Here is a 20,440-nt window from a genome sequence, read left to right as displayed (position 1 = left end):
TTCCTTTTTTATTAGATTAAATAATTTTCAGAAACAATTTATTTCAGCAAGATCAAACGCATTAAAGAAATTTTTCAGCATGCAATTTTCAAATTCTTCCACATTTATGCCGCGGATTTCGCAAGTCTTTTCATAAACCTGCTTGATTTGCAGCGGAGACGTTTTTTCTTCGTCTTTTAAGGTCTGGTACGGAGCGTCCGTTTCTAAAAGAATTTTTTCTTGCGGAAGTTCTTTTACACAGCCAATTGATTTTTTGTTTCCGTTTAGCAAAGGCTTTCCAAAAGAAAAATACGCATTTATTCCGTGGTTCAAAATTGAAATGGCATCTCTTGCAGTGAAAGCAAATGAATGAAAAACAACCGAAGCGCATTTTTTTAATCCGGCTGAATAATAAAACACAAGATCCAGCGCCTTTCTATCATGGATTACAAGAGGAACTTTATGCTCCGTGGCAAGTTCAAGGCAAACTTCAAATGCTTTTTTCTGCTGAACTGCGCAAGATTTTAATTCCGGTGTAAAAAAGTCAAATCCAGTTTCTCCAACTGCAAGAATTTTTTTTTGAACTAAAAGGCTTTCCAAAAAATCAGCATTTTCAAGCAAAGGTTTCTGCGGATGAAGACCAAATGCGCATAAAACTTTTCCGCCGCTTTTTGAAGCAATTTCTTCCTGAACAAAAAATTCTTCTTTTGAATGAGCGCATGAGCAGCAAAAATGAGCCGGAATAAAGTTTTCACATTCGGCAATATGCAAATGAGAATCGCAAAGCATTAATCAAAGCCTCCAAATAAATAAAAAGCTAAACACATTCATTAAAAAACCGAAAATATAATAAGGCTAAGGAATTTTTCCGTATTCAAGCAGCATTGCTTATAATACTAAAGCGAGGTGCAATTTATGGCATACTACACACTTAAAACCATAGCGAAGACAAACGATTACATGGCAGTTCTAAGAGAAACAGAAGACGGATACGTTGTGCGCATTGTAAGAGACAAAGACGGCTACGATGAAATAACAACAGACTTCATCTCCCGCACATTGTTCGAATCTTGCCTTAGAACCGGCTATCTTACAAAAATTGAAGAGCCAGCCGCAAAGATGGCAGTAAACGCCTAAGCTCCCGGCACAAACTTTTCAATTAAGTCAACAGCAGCCAAATACCTAGCTTCCTTGCTTGTTTCGCGGGGAAGCCAATGTATTTTTACGCCTTTACGCTCCATTCCGCGGAACCAAGTTTCCTGCCGTTTCGCAAAATGGCGTATAGAAGCGCACAGCTGGCTTTCCATTTCTTCCTTTGAATTGATTTTTCCTTCCAAATAGAAACTTACAAATCTGTACTCAAGCCCAAGTTTTTCAAGGCGTTCCCACGAAAATTGCTTGTGAAGATTTTCAACTTCTTCAATCATGCCTTCTTGAATTCTCTGGCGCAGGCGAATTTCAATATTTTTGTAAAGCTCATCTCTGTTTAAAGTTGTGCCGATTACAAGAGGCTCAATTTTAGGGCGGCTCAAAAGTTCACTTCTTGCTTTTATTCCTTCTGGACTTGCCTTGAAAAGTTCAATCTGCAAAGCCTTTACAACACGTTCCTTTATAGCAAGATCGCTTTTGTTGTGCAGTTCAGGCTTAAGAGACAAAAGCATAGCTCCAAGCTCTTCAAGTGATTTTTTTTCAAGTTCATTTTTCTGCTCAAGATTTTCTGGAACGGTAAGAAGGTCGTAGCCGCGCACAACGGAATCAAGATACATTCCAGTTCCGCCTGCTACAAATGCAAATTTTCCCTGCGACTTAAGAGAATTGAAAGTTCTGTAAAAATCCTGCTGAAAACAAAACACGTTGTACTCAGAGTCCAAAGTTGCAATGTCTATAAGATGATAGGGAATCTGCCTTCCATTTATGGAATATTCAGACAAATCTTTTCCGCTTCCAAGATCAAGCCCTTTGTACACTTGCCTTGAATCCGCGGAAATTATATCCCAGCCGAATTTGTCTGCAAGGCGAACCGCAATGGCAGTTTTTCCCACAGCGGTAGGTCCAAGCAGAACTACGCAGTTTACATTTTTATCCTGCATCAAATTAAATCACCCGGCACACAGCGCATTTAAGATATTCGCTCTTAGGATAGCCCAGAAGAATTGGATGGTCAGGAGCCGCTCCAAGTTTTTCCAAAACCTGAACACGCTTATGGCTGTCCATCGCTGAATGCATAAGCATTGAATAAAATGTATTTTCATCAAAATAATGAGAGCAAGAGCAGGAAACAAGAATTCCGCCTTCATTAAGAATTCTCATAGCGCGCAAATTTATTTCCTTGTATCCGCCGTAAGCCTTTTCAATTTTTCCAGCTTTCTTGGTAAACGCTGGAGGATCAAGAATAATCACATCGAACTTTTCGCCGCTAGCTTCGTACTGCTTAAGAAGGTCAAACACATCAGCACAAACAGCCTTCATTTTTTCTTCAGCACCGTTAAGCGCAATATTTTTTTCAACCATATCCACGGCTTCCTGCGAAATGTCCACACTTACAACTTCACGCGCACCAGCCTTTACAGCATTAAGCCCGAACGCTCCTGTATGCGTAAAAGTGTCCAAAACTTTTTTTCCATGGCAGAATTTTTTAATTTTTTCACGGTTGAATTTCTGATCAAGAAAGTAGCCGGTCTTTTGTCCGCGGGCAATGTCAACAAGCAAATGAACTCCGTTTTCTTCTATTTCAATTACTTCCTGCCCTGCCTTGCCAATCCAGCCGGATTTTTCTGCAAGTCCTTCTTTTTCACGCACAGCCGCATCGCTTCTTTCAAAAATAAAATCAGGCTTTACAAAATCTTTGAGCGCGCCAAGAATTTCATTTCTAAACTTTTCACACGCAAGAGCCAAAAACTGAACGACAAGATAAACTTTGCCTTTTGAAACATATTTTTCCACAATAAGTCCGGGAATAAAATCAGCCTCGCCAAAAACAAGACGGCAGCTGTCATCGCTTTTAAAGCTAAGGTTTCTGATATTTACGGCATCCCGGATTTTCTTTGCCCAAAAGCCTTTCATGTCTTCCAAAATTTTATCCGCGTGCAAGGAAGAAATCATGCGCACAGTAATTTTTGACTTTCTGTTTATTACTCCGCTGCCAAGAAATCCTCCGGCATTGGAACAGACTTCGACAATAGTTCCGTCCTCCACAGCGCATTCTTCAAGAGACGAAGTTTTCATGCCTTCATCAAGCGGAAACTTTACAGTTGAAATTTCATTATCGTAAACCCACGGAAATCCCTGAGAAATCTCACGGTCTTCTTTAGGCTTTAACATAATTCTTACAGTTTTATTCATTTTTAATATTCCTTAAAAAAAAGCCCTGCGGCTTGCGCAGAGCTTTTCTTTTTCTGCCGGATTCCCCTGTCAAACAGGAGAATGACATTTTGTTTTAAACGGAATTCTGCAATTATTTTGTAGCCAAAATAGCGATTCCTGGCAATGTTTTTCCTTCAAGGAATTCAAGTGAAGCACCACCGCCTGTTGAAACGTGACTCATCTTGTCTGCAAGGTGGAACTTGTTCACAGCGGCAACAGAGTCACCACCGCCAACAACAGTCATTGCGCCGCGTCCAGTTGCCACTGCGACAAGGTTTGCGACAGCTTCAGTTCCCTTTGCGAATGCGTCAAATTCAAATACGCCTACAGGTCCGTTCCATACAACAGATTTTGCTGTTGAAAGAACATCCTTGTAAAGGGCGATAGTCTTAGGACCGACATCCATAGCCATAAGATTGTCCGGAATATCAACACCGTCAACAGCAACTGGAGTAGCATTAGCGTCGAATTTATCTGCAGCAACATGGTCAACAGGAAGAACAATCTTAACACCTTTAGCTTCAGCGTCTTTCAAAAGTTTTTTAGCTGTGTCGATAAAGTCATCTTCAACCAAAGAGATTCCGACCTTGTGTCCCTGAGCCTTAAGGAATGTGTAAGCCATACCGCCACCGATTACAAGAACGCTTGCGTTCTTAAGAAGTGATTCAAGAACCGCAATCTTTGAAGAAACTTTTGCACCGCCGATAATTGCAACCTGCGGTTTTGGAGGATTTTCAACCATTGGCTGGATATATTTTACTTCTTTTTCCATAAGGAATCCGCCAACAGACGGAACAGGCATGAATTTAGCAATTGAAGCTGTAGAAGCCTGATCGCGGTGAGCAGTTCCGAAAGCATCGTTTACAAAAATATCACCGTAAGTAGCAAGCTCTTTTGCCATAACATCGCGTTCTGCAGAATCTTTTGAAGTTTCTTCTTTGTGGAAGCGGACATTTTCAAGCATTGCAACCGCGCCTTCTGGAAGAGCATCGATTGCAGCCTTCTGTCCGAGCGCATCAGGAAGGAAAGTAACTGGTTTTCCAAGTTTTGCGGCAAAATATTCAACAACCGGCTTCATGCGGTTCTTGCCGTTGATAAATTTTTCTGAATCAGCATCTGTCCAAGTTTTTCCAGCTTTTTCAGCCTTCTCTTTTGCTTTTTTCACATCTTTGTTAGGGTCACCAAGATGGCTCATAAGAACAAGCGAGCGCGGTTTCTGCTCAAGAATATATTTAATTGTAGGAAGAGCCGCCATAATACGTGTGTCATCCTGGACAACACCATCTTTCATAGGAACGTTAAAATCAACGCGCATGATAATGCGTTTGCCTTTAAGATCAACGTCTTTTACTGTTTTAATCATATAAAATATCCTCCATGGAATTTTGTACTTATGTTACAAAAATAATATAACAAATCCGCAATTGTTTCAACTTTTCAATACGAAGAAACTCATGCTAAATAATTGCTTTTATAAAATCACTGTCATTACCGTGTCTGGCACTGCGATGTTTACGAAGCAAACCCGGTTAGCAATCTACTGTAAATTTTCATAGATTATCGGGTCAAGCCCGATAATGACAATAAACGATATTCATGTTAAATAATCGTTCTTATCAAGTGAATCAAATCGTTTTCTCTTGAAGCCGGACGAAGCGATTCTTTCAATGATTCAAGCTCAGCTTTTCTTGCTTCTTCTGTTGCAGGATCTCCGCTTGCATTTGCAGCCGGGCGGTTGCCAAGCGTAGAAGTTTCTTTTTCAGGATTCTTTGTAAGAACAATTTCATCGCCAACATTCAGCGTGTCATAAAATCCGTTTTTCTTATAAACGCCTTCTGAAATTTCCTCGTCAGCATTTTCAACTTTGAATGTTCCAAGAAAATCTTTTTTGTTATACGAAACTCCGGGACCTGAATCTTTTGTTATAACGCTTCCCTTGCGGACAATGTCGAACTCTGAATCTTTTGAAACTCCGTCATTTTTTCCAAGGTCAACAAGAAGCTGTCCGTGAACATTGCGCAAAACTTTTCCGCGGATTGGAAGAATATCCAAAACTCCCTGCCGGAATCTTTGCAAAGCGCGCGCCACACAGTCGTTTCCAGTTCTGTAAACATGGACTTCGGAAGTTTTTGTTCCTGTTCTAGCCGAATAAATAACAGCATCAAGCGAATATGTGCGTTCAGTTTCAGAAGCAGTCAAAATTATAAAATAGTCGCGCCCGGAATTTCTTGCAAGCCGGAACGCCTCGCCGTAGCCGCTAACTGGCTCAGACTGAACATCAACATAAGCGGAAGGAACTCCGTTAAAAACATCTTTTGCAGCTAGCGCGGAAATTTCCTCCAAGTCGGCATGGAACAGCTGGACTGGCTTTTTTGTATAATAAATTCCAATGTTCCATCTTGTCTTGTCCAAATAAAATGGATCTACATTCCAGCGGGAAGCAATGTTGTTCCGCAAAAGACTTTCGTAAACTTCAATCGCGTCATCGTTCTTTATCTGCTCGCGAGTTCTTTTTGCCGCAGGTGAATTTTCGTTTGTCTGAATTTCTGATTCTGCGGAAACTTCATTTTCTCTTATGAATTTCAGCTGCTGAAGATAAAGCTCGTAGTGTCCGTCGCGCTCAAGCATATCGGCAAACGACTGCCTGATTTTATTGTTAAGCGGAGAAACAGAAAGCGCCTTTTGATATTCGTAGCGTTCTGCAATTCCATCAAAGTTGCGGCCATATTCTTCCGCCTTTGCCGAATGAAAAACAGCCCAAGTGTTCCGCCTTGAATCTTCAATTGAAAGATAACTTCCTGCAAGCTGCTCAAGAGCATTCCGCATAATTTCATCTTGCGGCGCAATTGAAAGTCCAGTTTCATAAGTTTCAATCGCATCTTCATTTTTGCCAAGCTTTTGAAGTGAAAGACCTTTTAAATACCAAGCGTCAACAGAATCTCTGTTCCGCCCGATTCTAAAGTCGCAAATATCAGTGACTTCATTGTATCGTTTCTGCGCATAAAGAATTCCAGCTAAAAGAGAATACGCCTTGTCAAAGTTTCCGTTGATAAGAACTGCGCTTCTTGCTCGCTGCTCGGCACTTTTGTAGTCGCCGTTTTTCGCAGAAAGATATGCCGCCATGTAATGAACTTCCGGCTCGCCGCTGTAAAAGGAAAGAGCCTGCCTTATGTAGTTTTCAGAAACTTCTGACTTTCCCATTTCCGCGCTTACAAGAGCAAGGCTTAAAAGTGCTTTTCTATTTGAAGCGTCGCGTTTTAAAGCATCCTGATAACGGTTTTCCGCAACAGTAAGACGGCCGTCAAGCAAATCAAGTTCTGCAAGTCCGAATCTCGCGTTTACATCGTTTGGATATTTTTTTAAAATCTGATTGAAAACGTCTTTTGCTTCGTTTACTTTTCCAAGAGAAATCAAAGACAAGCCTTTTAAATTTTGAATATCGCTGAAATTGCGCGCATATTTTGAAGCTTCGTCCGCATACTGAACGGAAAGATCATAGCTTCCAAGCGCATAATGGCAAAGCGCAAGATTGTAAAGAGCGTCTCCATACTGCGGATTCAGCAAAAGAGCTTCCTGATAAAGGTCAACCGCGTCAAACCACCTGCTCTGCTGCTGAAGTTCCTGCGCCTGCTTAAAAAGCTCCAAGGCAGATTTCTTTTGGGCGCATAACGGATACGCAAAAATCAAAAGCAGAAAAGCAAGCGTAAAACTATGAAAAATATTTCTTTTCATTTTAACTCCGTGGAAACCTTGGAAAAATCAGTCTTCTTTTTTCCGCATTATTTTTATTGTGTCAACCTTGTGGCCTTCCATTTCCTGAATAATAAAATCCCACTGGTTCCATGAAATCTTTTCAAACTTTACAGGAATTTTTCCGAACAAGTCGAACACAAATCCGCCCAAAGTATCAAAGTTTTCTGTAGGAAAATCCGAGCCGATTTCTTCATTTAAAGTGTCAAGGTCAACACGCGCATCGCAAATCCAGGCGTTTTCAGAAAGCGAAATTATGTCCTCATGCTCATTGTCAAATTCGTCCTGAATGTCGCCAACAATTTCTTCTATAATATCTTCCATGCAGACAATCCCGGAAACTCCGCCGTACTCGTCAATGCTTACCGCAATATGAACGTGCCGTCTTTTAAATTCGCGCAAAAGGCTGTCGATGTGCTTGCTTTCTGGAACAAAATAAGGCTTGCGGATTATTTTTTCCAAGTCAATCGGAAGTTTTTCTGCAAGAGTTTTTATCAAGTCCTTTACATAAAGAATTCCAACAACATTGTCTATTGAACCGGAATAAACCGGAATGCGGGAATGACCGCTTTCTGTAACCTTTTTTAGAAGCTCTTCTTCTGGAGTTTCCATTGAAATAAAATCAACATCGATTCTAGGAACCATTACTTCCTTTACGGTCGTTACCGCAAGCTCTTCAACTCCCTGAATCATGTCGTTTTTTTCTTCAGCTAAAATTTCCTGCTGGGCTTCTTCTGCGGCAGAGATTTTCTGATCGTTTTTCTTTGAATTTTCTTTTTTAAGTCCAAACATACAATTTCCTATTTTTCAGTTTCTTCTATTATAATTTCCTGCTCTAATTCTTTCATCAGTTTTTTTTGCAGAACAAGCATTTCGCATTTTGGCTCCACATTTTTTTCAACGTGCTCTTCTCCGTGGTCATATCCGTTCAAATGAAGAATTCCGTGGATTATAAGCCGCTTTAGCTCTTCGTTCTGGCTCACTTCAAAATACTCTGAATTTTTCGGCAAAGTGTCAACGCTTATTGCAATATCTCCAGCCTGAAGCCAAACAACATTGTCTTCGTCAGTATATTTTTCGCCGTTTTCAAAACTCAAGACATCAGTGGGGCTATCTATATTTCGGTAAGTTTTATTTAAATACTGAATATATTCATCGGAGCAGAAAAGAATAGAAAATTCCTCGCCGTCCCAGCCGCATTTCTGCATGACTTTTTGCGCGAAAGGCTCAATTTTTTCTATCCAGACAGGAGAAGTTTTTCCGTCTTCCATGCCCACAAAAATCTGGTTTCCCATTACTTTTTTTCCTTTATAATTTTTTCAGCCTTGTCTTTTAAGGATTTCTTGGAATTTTTATCTTCCTTCACAATTTTTTCTTTTTCTGGCTTTTCAGATTTTTTATTTTCCGCGGAAGCTGAATTTTCCTGCTGCTGAGCCTGCGCCTGAGGAGGAAGCGGAATCTGGTGAACTTCGTTTGTGTCCGGGTCTTTCTGGTCAGGATACTTTGTGCGGCTGTGATAGTAGCCTGCAAGAATCTGAACAAAAGCGTCGTGAATTTTTGTAATGTCGCGGAAAGTAAGGTTGCAGTTTTCAAGCTGCTTGTGCTCGATTTTTCCGTAAATCAAAGTTGTTATAAATTTTTCAAGGCGCGGAACAGAAGGCTTTTCCAAACTGCGGCAGGCGGCTTCAACTGTATCGGCAAGCATGACGATTGCACTTTCTCTTGTTGTAGGCGGATTTCCAGTGTAAGAATAATCTTCCGGGTTCGCATCCGGGTCAATCGCTTTTGCCTCATTGTAAAAATATGCAATGACCTGATTTCCGTGATGCTCGCTTATTATGTCGATTATCTGCTTTGGAAGACGCAACGCACGCGCTTTTTCAACACCTCGCTTAACATGGCTTCTGATTATGCTCACAGAAAGAGACGGATTTATTTCAGTGTGAATATTTTCTCCGGCAGTCTGATTTTCCACAAAGTACTCAGGATTATCAAGTTTTCCAATGTCGTGATAATATGCGCCGACTCTGGCAAGAAGAGGATTCGCTCCGACTTCATTGCACGCAGCTTCCGCCAAGCTTGCAACCATAAGCGAATGGTTATAAGTTCCGCTCGCAGTAACAAGCATTTTTTTCATCGTAGGATTATTCAAGTCGCTCAAATCCATAAGACGGAAAAGAGAAGCCGTGTTCAGCAAAAGTTCCAGAGGCGTAAGAAGTCCAAGGCAAAGAATGCCGGAAAAAAATCCGTTCAGGGCAACTCCAACAATCGCGCCAAGCCCGTCATACAAAGAATCGCTGAAAATAATTTTGAAAATCATCAGGAAAACAACATTCAGCAAAGACTGAAGCACAGAAACCAAAACCATGTCTGTTCTTCTGTTGATTTTTCTTACAAGACGCGCGGAAGCAAAAGAAGTTGAAAGCACAAACAAAAACGGAACAATCTGATAAGAAGAAGCATTTAAAACCGAAAGCGAAATAATCAGCGAAAAGAAAACCGCATTAAGCTGCCCGAACAAAATCGCCACAAGGAACACGCAAACGGAAGACGGAATAACAGCGCAGATTGCATAAGGAGACGCAAAGTAAACGGACTTGGAGCCAAAAATCACAGAGCTAAAAATCATAATGTAAAAGCAGCACTCTGTAACAAGCTCCTTGAATTCAATCATCTTGACTTTAAAATAAATTTTACTGCAGCAAAAGAAAAGCAAGGCGCACATCAATATGTGGTAAATCACAGAATTTGCAAAAGCCCTGTAATCCACGTAAACAGCAGACTCTGACATTTTTTTTAGCTTTGCGTAGCCTTCTTCTGTAATCGGAAATCCTTTTCTTATGACTTTTTCTCCAGCCTGAACTTCAATCGGATTTTCATAATCGGAAGGAAGCGACTTTACAGCCTTTATTGTAACGTCGGAAATTTGCCCGATTTCATAGTCATTTATATTGAAAGAAGAAACTGTCGAAGCTGTGGAAATTTTTACAAAGACAAGTCCGACTGTAACAAGAAAAGTCACAAAGGTCAAAATAACCACCGGATAATTCTTCTTAAGATATTTTGAAAAAGCTCCTGTTAAAACAGAAAAAAAAGTCTGTTTATTTTCATCTTTCTTCATTTTCATAAGCCTGTATAATTTTTTTAACCAACCCGTTTCTTACAACGTCTTCCGAAGTCAGCTCAGCAATCGAAATTCCTTCCACACCTCTAAGAAGATTCAAGGCATGAAGAAAACCAGAAGGAGTCCTTTTTGGCAAGTCAACCTGCGAAGGATCTCCTGTTACAAAGACTTTAGACGTCTCTCCCATTCTAGTTAAAAACATTTTCATCTGCTCAGAAGTTGTATTCTGGGCTTCATCAAGAATTATAACGCTGTTGCTTAAAGTCCGTCCACGCATATAGGCAAGCGGCGCAATTTCTATTATACCGTTTTCTGTAAGTCTTTTTATAGTATCTGAAGGCAAAACCGCATTTATTGAATCAAACAGCGGTCTTATATATGGATTTATTTTGTCCTGCAAGTCTCCCGGAAGAAAACCAAGACTTTCGCCGGCTTCAACAACAGGGCGCGTCAAAACTATAGACTTTACTTTGTGGGAAAGCAAAAGCCGCAAAGCTTCCGCAACAGCAAGAAAAGTTTTTCCAGAGCCTGCAGGTCCGCTTGCAAAAACCAAATCAGAACTACGCATCTTTAAAATCAATGAAGACTGGCCTTTTGTGCGCGGAAAAACTTTTTTTGTTCCGCCCGGAATTGAAATAGACAAATCCAAATCAGCATTGTTATTCAATACAGACTGAATCAATTCTGAATCAGAAACATTTTGGCTTGCCGCAGAAAATTCATCAAGAATGCGGTCAACTGCAAAACGGAACTGCTGTTCAATGTAAGAATCTCCGCAGTCAATGGAAAGCTCGTTTCCTCTGGCAAAAACAGGAACTCCAAGAAAAGATTCCATGAGTTTTAGATTGCTGTCATTTGTTCCGCAGATACGTGAAAGATAAGATGAGTCGGGAACAATAATCGTATACGAGGACACTGCGCAAAAATCTCCGTTTTCTATTTGAAGAATTGTAGCATAAGAATTTGGAGAGCGCAAACAAAAGGACTACTCATCCTTTTCTTCTTTCCTGTCAAAATAGCCGGACTTTTCAAGATGCTCGCGGCGGCTTACAACAAGGCTTATAAGTTCCTGATACATATTGAAGTCAACTTCAACGGCAATCGGAAGAATAAAATATTCAGTTTCATCGCAATAGCGTTCAATAAATTCATTGCTCGTTACAAAGCCAAGGCTTATCATGTTGGAAATTCTGTCGGCGCATTTTAAGATTTTTGCGCGCTGGCTTCCGTTGTCTATAATCGACTTTAAATATTCGCTCTTTAGCTGCCCCGGACGTTTTGTAACTTCCTTTACAAGCTCAAGAACTTCAGGGCCGTCAGAATCAGCATTGCGGATAAGATTTTCATCAAATCCCGGAATGTCTTCTATTGTATCATGCACGCAGCTCGCCTTCAAAAGGATATTGTCGATGTAGCCGTAGTCAATGAGAATGCTCATTGTATCAAGCTGATGGCGGAACATATTTCCTCCTGCGAACCTTGCCTTGCCAATCAAAGCTGTGGCAATCTGCATATAAGGCGCAAGATAGATGTTCTTAAGCTGAAGCATATGCTCGTTGTCCATCTGCTGGGGCTTTTCCACCGCCATTTCGTATTTTCTTTTCATAAGAATCCTCCTGAAGGCAAATCTTTTGAAAAAGTTCCGGCTACAAATTCTTCAAGTACAAATTAAGCTTTTCTATGCGGCGCTGAGCTTCTTCCATGCGGTTTCTTTCTTCCTGAACAACTTCGGCTGGAGCGTGCTCGGCAAATTTTCCGTTCAGCTTGTTTGTGCTTCTGCGGACATTTTCTGTTTCATATTCAATGTCGCGTGTAAACTTCTGCCTTAGCTGCTCTTTATTCACGCTTTCATCAACCAAAAGGAACGCTTCGAATCCAGTACCGACAGCTCCAATTGATTTTTCAGGATTTGATTCCACAAAGTCAACCTTGCTGATTCCAGCCAAAAGGCAAACCATGTCTGTCTTTTCTTTTATTACTTCCGCGCTTGAGCCTTTGGAAATTTTTACGGCAATGTGAAGTTTGCTTGCAGGATCGATTCCGCATTCAACACGAAGTCCGCGCAAAGTCCTTATAAGCTCCTTTAAAGTTTCAAATCGCTCTGTAATTTCTTTGTTCACACGGCTTGCTTTTTCCTCTGGATACGGAGCTGTAACAAGAAGTCCTGTGTATTCATCGGAAGGAAGAATTTTCTGCTCGCCGGCTTTCTTGCGGTTTTCCACAATCTGAGACAAAGGCAATTTTGAATAAATTTCTTCTGTAACAAAAGGAATGTACGGATGAAGCAAACGAAGGCTTTCTTCAAGAACATTCAGCAGAACAGAAACCGCGCGGTCTTTTTCGTGGTCATCTCCATTCTTAAACGAAAGCTTTGTGGCTTCAACATACCAGTCGCAGAAATCGTTCCAGAAATATTCATAGATTGCAGAAGCACCGTCGTTGTAACGGTAGCCTTCAAAAGCAGCCCTTGCATTTTTTACGGCGTTGTCAAGGCAAGTATAAATCCACTTGTCAAGCTCATTAAGGTCTGAATCAGCAACAGGAATAAGAGTCCTGCCTTCAAGATTTCCAAGAATATAGCGACTTGCGTTCCATACCTTGTTGCAGAAGCGGCTTCCCATCTTGAATGAATCCTTGTCTACAAGAACATCCTGACCCTGCGCGCACATATAACTCAAAGTAAATTTAAGAGCGTCCGCGCCGTAAAGGTCGATAATTTCAAGCGGGTCAATTCCGTTTCCAAGCGACTTGGACATCTTTCTGCCCTGCTTGTCACGAACAAGTCCGTGAATATAAATATCATGGAACGGAGATTTTCCTGTGAATTCAAGGCCTGCCATAATCATGCGGCTTACCCAGAAGAAAATAATATCGTAGGCTGTAACAAGAGCCGTAGTCGGGTAGAAATGCTCAAGGTCGGAAGTTTTTTCAGGCCAGCCAAGAGTGCTGAACGGCCAAAGCCAAGAAGAGAACCAAGTGTCAAGAACATCAGGATCCTGCTTTAGATGAGAAGCATCTGCGCCGCATTTAGGGCATTTTTCAGGATCAGCGCGGCTTACAATTGTCTGTCCGCAGTCGCAGTACCATACAGGAATTCTGTGTCCCCACCAAAGCTGACGGCTTATGCACCAGTCGCGGATATTTTCCATCCAGTGAGAGAATGTGTTTTCCCATTTGCGCGGATAAAAAACAAATTCCTCGTTCTTCCAAGCGGCAAGAGCTTTATCTGCAAGCGGCTTCATTTTTACAAACCACTGGTCGCTCAAATACGGCTCTACAACAGTTGAACATCTGTAGCAATGGCCAACTGAATGCTTGATTTTTTCCTCGCCCTTGTAAAGTCCAAGTTCCTTTAAATCTTCTATAATAAGCTTACGTGCTTCAGGGCATTTTAAACCGCGGTATTTTTCCGGACAGTTATTGTTTAATGTTCCGTCCGGATTTAAAATGTTTATAACTTCAAGATTGTTTCTTTTTCCAACTTCCCAGTCGTTAGGATCGTGCGCCGGAGTGATTTTTACCATTCCAGTTCCAAATTCCTTGTCAACGTAAGAATCTGCAATCAAATTTATTACACGGTCAGTAAGCGGAAGCTTAAGTTTTTTTCCGACGACAGACTTGTAACGCTCATCTTCTGGATTTACGGCAACCGCAGTATCGCCAAGCAAAGTTTCTGGGCGGGTTGTGGCGATTTCAATTTTTCCAGAGCCGTCCTCAAACTCATAGTAAATGTGATACATGAAGCCATCTGTGTCTGTGTGCTCAACTTCATCATCGGCAAGAGCCGTTCCGCAGCGAGGACACCAGTTTACAAGATAATGTCCTTTATAGATAAGTCCGCGCTCATAGAGAGTAACAAAAACATTGCGCACAGCCTTAGAAAGACCTTCGTCCATTGTAAAACGCTCACGATTCCAGTCAACGGAATTTCCGAGCTTGCGCTGCTGTTTAACAATTGTGTTGTGATGGTCTTCTTTTACCTGCCAAGTGCGCTCAAGGAATTTTTCACGTCCAAGGTCATTGCGGGTCTTTCCTTCTTTTTTAAGCTGTTTTTCAACAACATTCTGCGTGGCAATTCCGGCGTGGTCAGTTCCAGGAATCCAAAGAGTGTCGTCGCCTTTCATTCTGTGATAGCGCACAACAATATCCTGAAGCGTGTTGTTCAGTCCATGCCCCATGTGAAGAACGCCTGTAACGTTTGGCGGAGGAATTACGACTGTATACTTTGAAACCGCTGATTTTTTAGACTTGTTCAAGTAACATTCATGCACCGGAGAATCCTTGTCGGACGCAGGCTTAAAGCATCCTGTCTGAACCCATTCAGCATAAATTCTATCTTCAAAATCTTTTGGATTGTATGATTTTTCAAGTTCAATAGCTTTCATCGTAACCTCTATCAACACACAGACCTGTGCTTTTTTTTATAAAGCAAAATTATAATATTTTTTTTTGATGTTTGCAATGAAAAGATAAAGATGAGACATTCAAGGTATATCTAACAAGTTCTATGATTCCACTCTGCGCTTCCCCATATGTCATTCCCGCACTTGCTTATATGACATTCACACTCTTGCTAATTTGTCATTCCCGTGCTTGTTTGTATGTCATTTCCGCACTCGATGCGGGAATCTATCTTTTTTTTTACAACAGTACCTGCTCGCTGCATCTGTTGCGAGCCTGCTCCATTCGGCTTAACGCCTCATTGTGCTGGCACTGCACAGCCGCAGCTCGCTATTACTTGCCTGTACTACGGACAATGCGGAAGCCCAGGCGGCCGCTCCTGTAGCCGGCGAGATCCCAGATCTCGTAGCCCACCACCCCGCAGAGCCCGGCGTAGTTGAGCCAGCCGCCGCAGTCATAGCGTCCGTCGCCGCTGTCGGAATCCCAGCACCATTCCCAAACATTGCCGCTCATGTCGTAAAGACCGTAGCCGTTAGGATCTTTCTGTGCTACAGGATGTGTTTTTTCCTCGCTGTTGCCGTTATACCAGCCTACTTCGTCAAGGTTGCCGCTGCCGCTGTACGTGAATTCCTGCCCTCCCTTTGCAGCCCACTGCCATTCAGCTACTGTTGGCAGGCGGTAGCCGTTGGCATTTTCATTTTGGCTTACAGTTTTTGTTATTTCATTTCCCTTATTAGGAACATAGCTCCATTTTTCTACATCAGTTTCGCCATCAACATCATAGACTGGAGTCAAACCGCAAATCTTACTTAATTTGTTGCAAAAATAAACTGCGTCATACCAGCTCACAGTTTCCACAGGAAGATTTTTTTCTCCTTTGAATGAGCTCGGATTTTCTCCCATAACTGACTTGTAAAGCTCCTGTGTAACTTCTGTTGCAAGAATAGAAAAATTCTTCCCCGGAACAGCAATCATCAGCTTGTCAACATTTGCAGACGTAACGCCCTCTTCCAAGGCAGTTTTGACAGAGTCATCGGAATTGTTTCTGTCAGCCCCCCCCCTCAACAATTGAATCTCCACTGTCGTCTCCTGAGTCAGAGCATGAAATCTGCAAGGGAACAGCAAGCAGTATAATTCCGCAGATAACAAAAGTCGCAAAAGACAGCCTGCTTTTACGGTCGCCAGCCACGCTAAAACATTTTTTTAAGGTTTTCATTTTTTACCACCCCCGTATAATTTTTTAAAGCTACCATACAAATTTTATGGTGTCAAGAAAAACAATCTGCTTGCGTTTTAACAAAAGTTTTATAGGTCGAATGTCGAGTTAAAAAAAAGAGCTGTCTTTTACAATTAAAAATTAGCAAGGCAGCTCTTTCTATCAGCAATAATGTTCTAATACCAAGCTTTCCTACAGTCCATCCACCACCTTGTGAAGACCGTGCTTACTGCTTTAGCGTCCTTAAAATAAAGTTAAAAACAGACAATTTTTGAGACAATTTTTAAGTTAATACTAGTGCAAAATCAACTTAATTTCATTCTAAAATCAACTTAATTCTGCTTTGTTTTTAATTTAATTTCACTTTAATTTTAAGTTGATTTTGTTTTAATTTTAACTTAATTTCACTTTAATTTTAACTTAATTTTGTTTTGTTTTTAAGTTAATTCCACATAAAAATCAGCTTAATTTCATAATCCATACATACCTTGTTCATTACATATAAAGCGTAACGGTGCAGACTGGTGCGCCTTGTGCTAAAGCCTAGAAACCTTGCCTGTGCTTCAAAAATTCAGCTTACTTGCGGAAAGAGCGAGATTCAACTAAAATACTTCAAGTTTAAATTTATAAAGCGAGGTGAGTCCAATGCCTACTCCACTTGAAAACTATGTAAAGGAATGCGGCGGAAAACTGAATCCTGCCATGACTTCCTATGTTGCGAATCTTCAGCTTGTCTCTGATGTAGCCCCGGAAATTGCAGAAGACATTGTAAAGGAGCTTGAAACCCAGCGTCGGCATTTAAAGCTTGTGGCAAGTGAAAACTACTGCTCGCTCAATGTTCAGGCCGCAATGGGAAACCTTCTTACAGACAAATACGCGGAAGGGTTTCCGGAGCACCGTTACTACGGCGGATGCGAAAACATCGATTCAGTAGAAAAAACTGCCGCAAAAGAAGCCGCCGAGCTTTTTGGAGCAGACTACGCTTATGTTCAGCCTCATGCCGGATGCGACGCGAACCTTGTTGCTTACTGGGCAATTCTTTCAAAGACTGTTGAAACTCCAACTCTTGAGGAAATGGGCGTAAAGTCTCTTGCGGAGCTTAATGCCGAGCAGTTCGACATTCTGCGCAAAAGATTCGGCAACCAGCGTCTTATGGGGCTTGACTATTCATGCGGCGGACACCTTACTCACGGATACAAAATGAATGTTTCCGCCCGTATGTTTGAAAGCCATCCTTACGGAGTTGACAAGGAAACCGGGCTTCTGGACTACGATGCAATAGAAAAACAGGCGATGGAAGTAAAGCCTCTTATTCTTCTTACAGGATTCAGCGCATATCCAAGAAAAATCAACTTTAAGAGATTCCGCGAGATTGCTGACAAATGCGGCGCAGTTCTTATGGTGGACATGGCGCACTTTGCAGGTCTTGTTGCAGGAAAAGTTTTCACAGGCGACTACGACCCTGTAAAATGGGCTGATGTTGTTACGACTACAACACACAAGACTTTACGCGGACCACGCGGCGCGCTCATTCTATGCAAGAAAGAGTTCACAGACTATGTGAACAAAGGCTGCCCTATGGTTCTAGGCGGACCTCTGAACCACATTGTCGCGGCAAAAGCTGTTGCTTTCAAAGAGGCGAAAACTCCTGCATATCAGGCTTATGCGCAGAATGTTGTAAAGAACGCCCAGGCTCTTGCTGCTGCCTGCATTGAAAAAGGAATGAAACTTCAGACCGGCGGAACAGACAATCACCTTATGCTCGTTGACGTTACAACTTACGGTCTTACAGGAAAACAGGCGGAGGCGGCACTGTTCAAATGCGGTGTTACAGCAAACGCAAACGCTCTTCCTTATGACAAGAACGGAGCCTGGTGGACTTCTGGAATCCGCATTGGAACTCCGGGGCTTACAACTTTGGGCATGAATGAAAACGACATGAAGAAAGTCGCGGAAATTATTGACCTTGTCCTAAAGGGAACAAAGCCAGGACTTACAAAAGACGGAAAGCCTGCAAAGGGAAAAATAGAGCTTGATGAATCAGTTCAGGCAAAGGCAGAAAAAGAAGTTCAGGAGCTTCTTTCAAAGCACGTTCTTTATCCAGAACTTGACCTTGATTTCCTTAAAAAAGAATTTGTAAAAGGACTTTAAGCCAATATATTTCAAAATTGCCGCTAAGAACTAAAACGCTTGGCGGCTTTTTTTATTTGCCTTTCTTTGCTTTCCTTCAATATCAAAACTTCTTTCATTATATGATATTATTCTACTACTCCGAAATTCTTGAAATAATCTTCTCTCTTGGATATATACTCTCCAAATATCCAGCATACAGGATAGCCATCCAGTTGTATTTGATACCAACAATTATTTTTTCCATCAGCTATATATGGTTCTGATTGCTTTATTATTTTTACATTAGTTCCAGTTTGCAATTTGCCTAAAACAAGTCCTTTTGTATTTGGTTCAAGTCTAATTCTTACATTTAAATCGTTTACAACGCCGTCTTCCATTTTTACATTTGGATTCTTGCCCAAATTTTTTCTATACAAAGTTTTTCTGTATATGCCAAGCGGAGGATTTACAAGAATTAAAGTATTTTCATTTTGAACATAAACTGTACATATATTAGGTTCAGACATTTTTACAGGTTTCTCATTTTGATTATCTGAAGAAGGAAAATAGCCATATTCGAAAACGAACTTATTATCATCCTTTTTTTCTACTGAATAAATAGCTCCAACTCCTCCTATTCCGGAAATGCTGTAATATCCCCAGTCTTTATAATCAGACGAATTATTTTTCTTAGGAAAACTGAAACTTACAATATCGTATTTATCAAAAATCGGCTTCTGATAATTAATGATATATTCTACAGATATATTGTCAAACCATTCGCAATCTGAAAAATCGTTAACTTCATACGCAAATATTTTCGAGAACAATAAAAATACCAATATGAAATTAATGATTTTTTTCATGCTTTTCCAATCCGTGTGGCAACTTTTATTCAATCGTATAACAGTCTATGCCGGCGTTTTTTAGTTTTTGCCCCATTGTCATGCTGGCGTTTTCGTCCACGGCGACTATGAAATATGTTGTTCCGCTGGAGCGAGTTTCTGTGTAGCAGTATGCATCGAAGCCTTTTTGTTTTGCATTTCTTATGCAGTCATCGGCATTTTCTTTTTTCTTAAAAAGCCCAAGCTGCTGTTTTTTTCCGGGATGTTTTTGCGATAAAGAAATTTCAGACTGAACGGAAGTTTCTTTTTTTTGTGATTCTGAATTTTCAGTGTAGCGGTTGTGTGAAGCTGAAGCGGAATTTTCTTTCGGCACAAAGTACCAGAACGGAACGCGCATTATCTGGCTTTTTCCATTTGCAACAGAAGCTTCCGGGCTTAAAGGAAATTCACGGTTCAATTCTTCCGCATATATTCTTGCAGATGTCAAATGCCATAAAGTAAAAAGAACCTGCGCCTTTACGCTTTTCATGGACTGCATTGAACTGTAAGCCTTTAAAAGCTCCACGGAATCGGAAATATCTGCGCCGGGAACAGAAGATGCCTTGCAAAGTTCGCTCCAAACAGAATAAAGTTTGACTGTGGCTGAAACTGTTTCATTCTTGGAATTTCTTACCGCGCTGTTCAAGTAAGAGTCGGCTGTTTCCCAGTTGCCAGCGCAAAGATTTGCCCTAACCGCATTCAGCACAAGTTGCTCAGAAGTAACTTTTGGCATATTTGAAGCGTCGTGCGCCGCAATGCCAGCCGCCTTTGCATAGGAATTTCCGGCGTCGGTATAAAGCCCGAGCTGCTCCTGCAAAGTTCCAGTATAATATAGAAGAGAACGAGTGTCCGCGGCAGTATCGGCAAAGTCAAGGTTGCGCTTTAAATAGTCAATTGAATCAAGGACGTTTTCCTGCTTTAAGGCTTCCTTTTTTATGATTTCCGCGGATTTTTTATTCTGCGCAAAAACTGAAACGGAAGCAACACAAGCGCAAAATGCAAGCAATAATTTTTTCATTCAGCATTTTCCTGCGGTTGCTGCAAAGGTGTTTCTTCACTCTGAATATTCTGCTTGGATTTTTTTTCTTTCTTTTTTGTTTCAGGCAGCGAATCTGTTTTTCGTTTTTTTCCAAATGTGAACGGAAGCGTAATTACAACGCCAGCCAAAAAAGCGGAAAGCAGAGCTGCAAAAACCGGAATATCTTCAAAGCTATGAAAAAACCAGATCGAGCACTTGTTAGAAAGATTGAATCCTGTAAGAAGAGCTACAAGCACAACTAAAAATAAAATTCCTATAAGCTTTAACGGCATACAAACCTCGCATAATTTCAAAATTACAAATCAATTAAATTATAATTGCATTCAAGGAAAATTGCAATTTTATATTTATTATGTGCCAGGGCAAACGCATTATAAATGTATTCAGCATAAAATTGCCTTTCAGACACGGTTTCCTGGTTCAAAATCGCGCAATAATGCGCTACACGCTGATTGTTGCAAAGTAACTATAGAATTGTCCGCTCATGCGGTCGCAACAATCAGAGTGTTTTTGCCCCAGAAACCGTTCCTTCGCGCAAACTTTACTTAAATTATTTATAATGCGCTTGCCCT

At 41.1% G+C, this 20,440-nt stretch carries 18 protein-coding genes; 2 read left to right on the top strand and 16 right to left on the bottom strand.

Annotation, left to right across the window (positions count from 1 at the left end; genetic code table 11):
* Positions 1-27: 27 nt before the first annotated feature.
* On the bottom strand, positions 28-768 hold the full coding sequence (locus tag Q0H92_RS03830; RefSeq protein WP_296012155.1) for a TatD family hydrolase: 741 nt from the start codon (positions 766-768) through the stop codon (positions 28-30).
* Between the two features lie 126 nt (positions 769-894).
* Here Q0H92_RS03830 and Q0H92_RS03825 point away from each other — a divergent pair, with 126 nt between their 5' ends.
* A complete protein-coding gene (locus Q0H92_RS03825; RefSeq protein ID WP_296012152.1) occupies positions 895-1,116 on the top strand; it encodes a hypothetical protein in 222 nt (73 codons plus the stop codon).
* On the opposite strand, the gene miaA is transcribed toward Q0H92_RS03825, so the two are convergent.
* From miaA to Q0H92_RS03765, 12 genes are all read right to left on the bottom strand, one after another.
* Positions 1,113-2,069 (bottom strand): tRNA (adenosine(37)-N6)-dimethylallyltransferase MiaA, encoded by a 957-nt coding sequence (gene miaA / locus Q0H92_RS03820; protein ID WP_296012150.1) that lies wholly within the window; start codon positions 2,067-2,069, stop codon positions 1,113-1,115. The genes Q0H92_RS03825 and miaA overlap by 4 nt on opposite strands.
* A gap of 4 nt (positions 2,070-2,073) precedes the next feature.
* Positions 2,074-3,321, bottom strand: a complete 1,248-nt coding sequence (locus tag Q0H92_RS03815) for a class I SAM-dependent rRNA methyltransferase (protein ID WP_296012148.1) — start codon at positions 3,319-3,321, stop codon at positions 2,074-2,076.
* 112 nt (positions 3,322-3,433) lie between these two features.
* The gene (locus tag Q0H92_RS03810) at positions 3,434-4,705 is read right to left on the bottom strand and encodes a phosphoglycerate kinase (protein WP_296012146.1); all 1,272 of its coding nucleotides are present in this window, start codon (positions 4,703-4,705) and stop codon (positions 3,434-3,436) included.
* Between the two features lie 236 nt (positions 4,706-4,941).
* Positions 4,942-7,074: a tetratricopeptide repeat protein gene (locus Q0H92_RS03805; RefSeq protein ID WP_296012145.1), complete on the bottom strand. Its 2,133-nt coding sequence runs from the start codon at positions 7,072-7,074 to the stop codon at positions 4,942-4,944.
* Between the two features lie 27 nt (positions 7,075-7,101).
* Positions 7,102-7,884 carry a hemolysin family protein gene (locus Q0H92_RS03800; RefSeq protein ID WP_294012227.1) on the bottom strand — a complete coding sequence of 261 codons (783 nt, stop codon included), beginning with the start codon at positions 7,882-7,884 and terminating at the stop codon, positions 7,102-7,104.
* Positions 7,885-7,892: 8 nt separating this feature from the next.
* Entirely contained in the window at positions 7,893-8,387 is a 495-nt protein-coding gene (gene ybeY, locus Q0H92_RS03795) for an rRNA maturation RNase YbeY (RefSeq protein WP_296012142.1), read from the bottom strand.
* On the bottom strand, positions 8,387-10,219 hold the full coding sequence (locus Q0H92_RS03790; protein WP_296012140.1) for an HDIG domain-containing metalloprotein: 1,833 nt from the start codon (positions 10,217-10,219) through the stop codon (positions 8,387-8,389). Before Q0H92_RS03790 ends, ybeY begins: the two co-directional genes overlap by 1 nt.
* Entirely contained in the window at positions 10,200-11,132 is a 933-nt protein-coding gene (locus tag Q0H92_RS03785; protein WP_296012532.1) for a PhoH family protein, read from the bottom strand. The genes Q0H92_RS03790 and Q0H92_RS03785 overlap by 20 nt, the downstream gene beginning before the upstream one ends.
* Positions 11,133-11,201: 69 nt before the next feature.
* Entirely contained in the window at positions 11,202-11,804 is a 603-nt protein-coding gene (locus Q0H92_RS03780) for a hypothetical protein (protein WP_296012530.1), read from the bottom strand.
* A gap of 58 nt (positions 11,805-11,862) precedes the next feature.
* Complete coding sequence (locus Q0H92_RS03775; RefSeq protein ID WP_296012138.1) at positions 11,863-14,601, bottom strand: valine--tRNA ligase; 2,739 nt, start codon at positions 14,599-14,601, stop codon at positions 11,863-11,865.
* A 349-nt stretch (positions 14,602-14,950) separates the two neighbouring features.
* Positions 14,951-15,697 carry a formylglycine-generating enzyme family protein gene (locus tag Q0H92_RS03770; RefSeq protein ID WP_296012137.1) on the bottom strand — a complete coding sequence of 249 codons (747 nt, stop codon included), beginning with the start codon at positions 15,695-15,697 and terminating at the stop codon, positions 14,951-14,953.
* The gene (locus Q0H92_RS03765) at positions 15,666-15,833 is read right to left on the bottom strand and encodes a hypothetical protein (RefSeq protein WP_296012135.1); all 168 of its coding nucleotides are present in this window, start codon (positions 15,831-15,833) and stop codon (positions 15,666-15,668) included. The genes Q0H92_RS03770 and Q0H92_RS03765 overlap by 32 nt, the downstream gene beginning before the upstream one ends.
* 645 nt (positions 15,834-16,478) lie before the next feature.
* On the opposite strand from Q0H92_RS03765, the gene Q0H92_RS03760 reads away from it, so the two are divergent.
* Positions 16,479-17,984 (top strand): glycine hydroxymethyltransferase, encoded by a 1,506-nt coding sequence (locus tag Q0H92_RS03760; protein ID WP_296012133.1) that lies wholly within the window; start codon positions 16,479-16,481, stop codon positions 17,982-17,984.
* A gap of 107 nt (positions 17,985-18,091) precedes the next feature.
* On the opposite strand, the gene Q0H92_RS03755 is transcribed toward Q0H92_RS03760, so the two are convergent.
* The 3 genes from Q0H92_RS03755 to Q0H92_RS03745 are packed head-to-tail and all read right to left on the bottom strand — an operon-like array spanning position 18,092 to position 20,140.
* Positions 18,092-18,811, bottom strand: coding sequence for an SH3 domain-containing protein (locus Q0H92_RS03755; RefSeq protein ID WP_296012131.1), 720 nt, complete (start codon positions 18,809-18,811; stop codon positions 18,092-18,094).
* A gap of 25 nt (positions 18,812-18,836) precedes the next feature.
* On the bottom strand, positions 18,837-19,847 hold the full coding sequence (locus Q0H92_RS03750) for a hypothetical protein (protein ID WP_296012129.1): 1,011 nt from the start codon (positions 19,845-19,847) through the stop codon (positions 18,837-18,839).
* The gene (locus tag Q0H92_RS03745) at positions 19,844-20,140 is read right to left on the bottom strand and encodes a hypothetical protein (protein WP_296012126.1); all 297 of its coding nucleotides are present in this window, start codon (positions 20,138-20,140) and stop codon (positions 19,844-19,846) included. The genes Q0H92_RS03750 and Q0H92_RS03745 overlap by 4 nt, the downstream gene beginning before the upstream one ends.
* Positions 20,141-20,440 lie beyond the last annotated feature (300 nt).

This window comes from uncultured Treponema sp., from assembly GCF_934725225.1.
In the GTDB taxonomy this organism is placed as follows: Bacteria; Spirochaetota; Spirochaetia; order Treponematales; family Treponemataceae; genus Treponema_D.
This window is presented reverse-complemented; position numbering and strand designations above follow the sequence as displayed.

Excerpts from the sequence above, each read along its gene's own strand:
- Q0H92_RS03830 (WP_296012155.1), bottom strand. The coding sequence starts at position 768 with ATGCTTTGCGATTCTCATTTGCATATTGCCGAATGTGAAAACTTTATT.
- Q0H92_RS03825 (WP_296012152.1), top strand. The coding sequence starts at position 895 with ATGGCATACTACACACTTAAAACCATAGCGAAGACAAACGATTACATG.
- miaA (WP_296012150.1), bottom strand. The coding sequence starts at position 2,069 with ATGCAGGATAAAAATGTAAACTGCGTAGTTCTGCTTGGACCTACCGCT.
- Q0H92_RS03815 (WP_296012148.1), bottom strand. The coding sequence starts at position 3,321 with ATGAATAAAACTGTAAGAATTATGTTAAAGCCTAAAGAAGACCGTGAG.
- Q0H92_RS03810 (WP_296012146.1), bottom strand. The coding sequence starts at position 4,705 with ATGATTAAAACAGTAAAAGACGTTGATCTTAAAGGCAAACGCATTATC.
- Q0H92_RS03805 (WP_296012145.1), bottom strand. The coding sequence starts at position 7,074 with ATGAAAAGAAATATTTTTCATAGTTTTACGCTTGCTTTTCTGCTTTTG.
- Q0H92_RS03800 (WP_294012227.1), bottom strand. The coding sequence starts at position 7,884 with ATGTTTGGACTTAAAAAAGAAAATTCAAAGAAAAACGATCAGAAAATC.
- ybeY (WP_296012142.1), bottom strand. The coding sequence starts at position 8,387 with ATGGGAAACCAGATTTTTGTGGGCATGGAAGACGGAAAAACTTCTCCT.
- Q0H92_RS03790 (WP_296012140.1), bottom strand. The coding sequence starts at position 10,219 with ATGAAAATGAAGAAAGATGAAAATAAACAGACTTTTTTTTCTGTTTTA.
- Q0H92_RS03780 (WP_296012530.1), bottom strand. The coding sequence starts at position 11,804 with ATGGCGGTGGAAAAGCCCCAGCAGATGGACAACGAGCATATGCTTCAG.
- Q0H92_RS03775 (WP_296012138.1), bottom strand. The coding sequence starts at position 14,601 with ATGAAAGCTATTGAACTTGAAAAATCATACAATCCAAAAGATTTTGAA.
- Q0H92_RS03765 (WP_296012135.1), bottom strand. The coding sequence starts at position 15,833 with ATGAAAACCTTAAAAAAATGTTTTAGCGTGGCTGGCGACCGTAAAAGC.
- Q0H92_RS03760 (WP_296012133.1), top strand. The coding sequence starts at position 16,479 with ATGCCTACTCCACTTGAAAACTATGTAAAGGAATGCGGCGGAAAACTG.
- Q0H92_RS03755 (WP_296012131.1), bottom strand. The coding sequence starts at position 18,811 with ATGAAAAAAATCATTAATTTCATATTGGTATTTTTATTGTTCTCGAAA.
- Q0H92_RS03750 (WP_296012129.1), bottom strand. The coding sequence starts at position 19,847 with ATGAAAAAATTATTGCTTGCATTTTGCGCTTGTGTTGCTTCCGTTTCA.
- Q0H92_RS03745 (WP_296012126.1), bottom strand. The coding sequence starts at position 20,140 with ATGCCGTTAAAGCTTATAGGAATTTTATTTTTAGTTGTGCTTGTAGCT.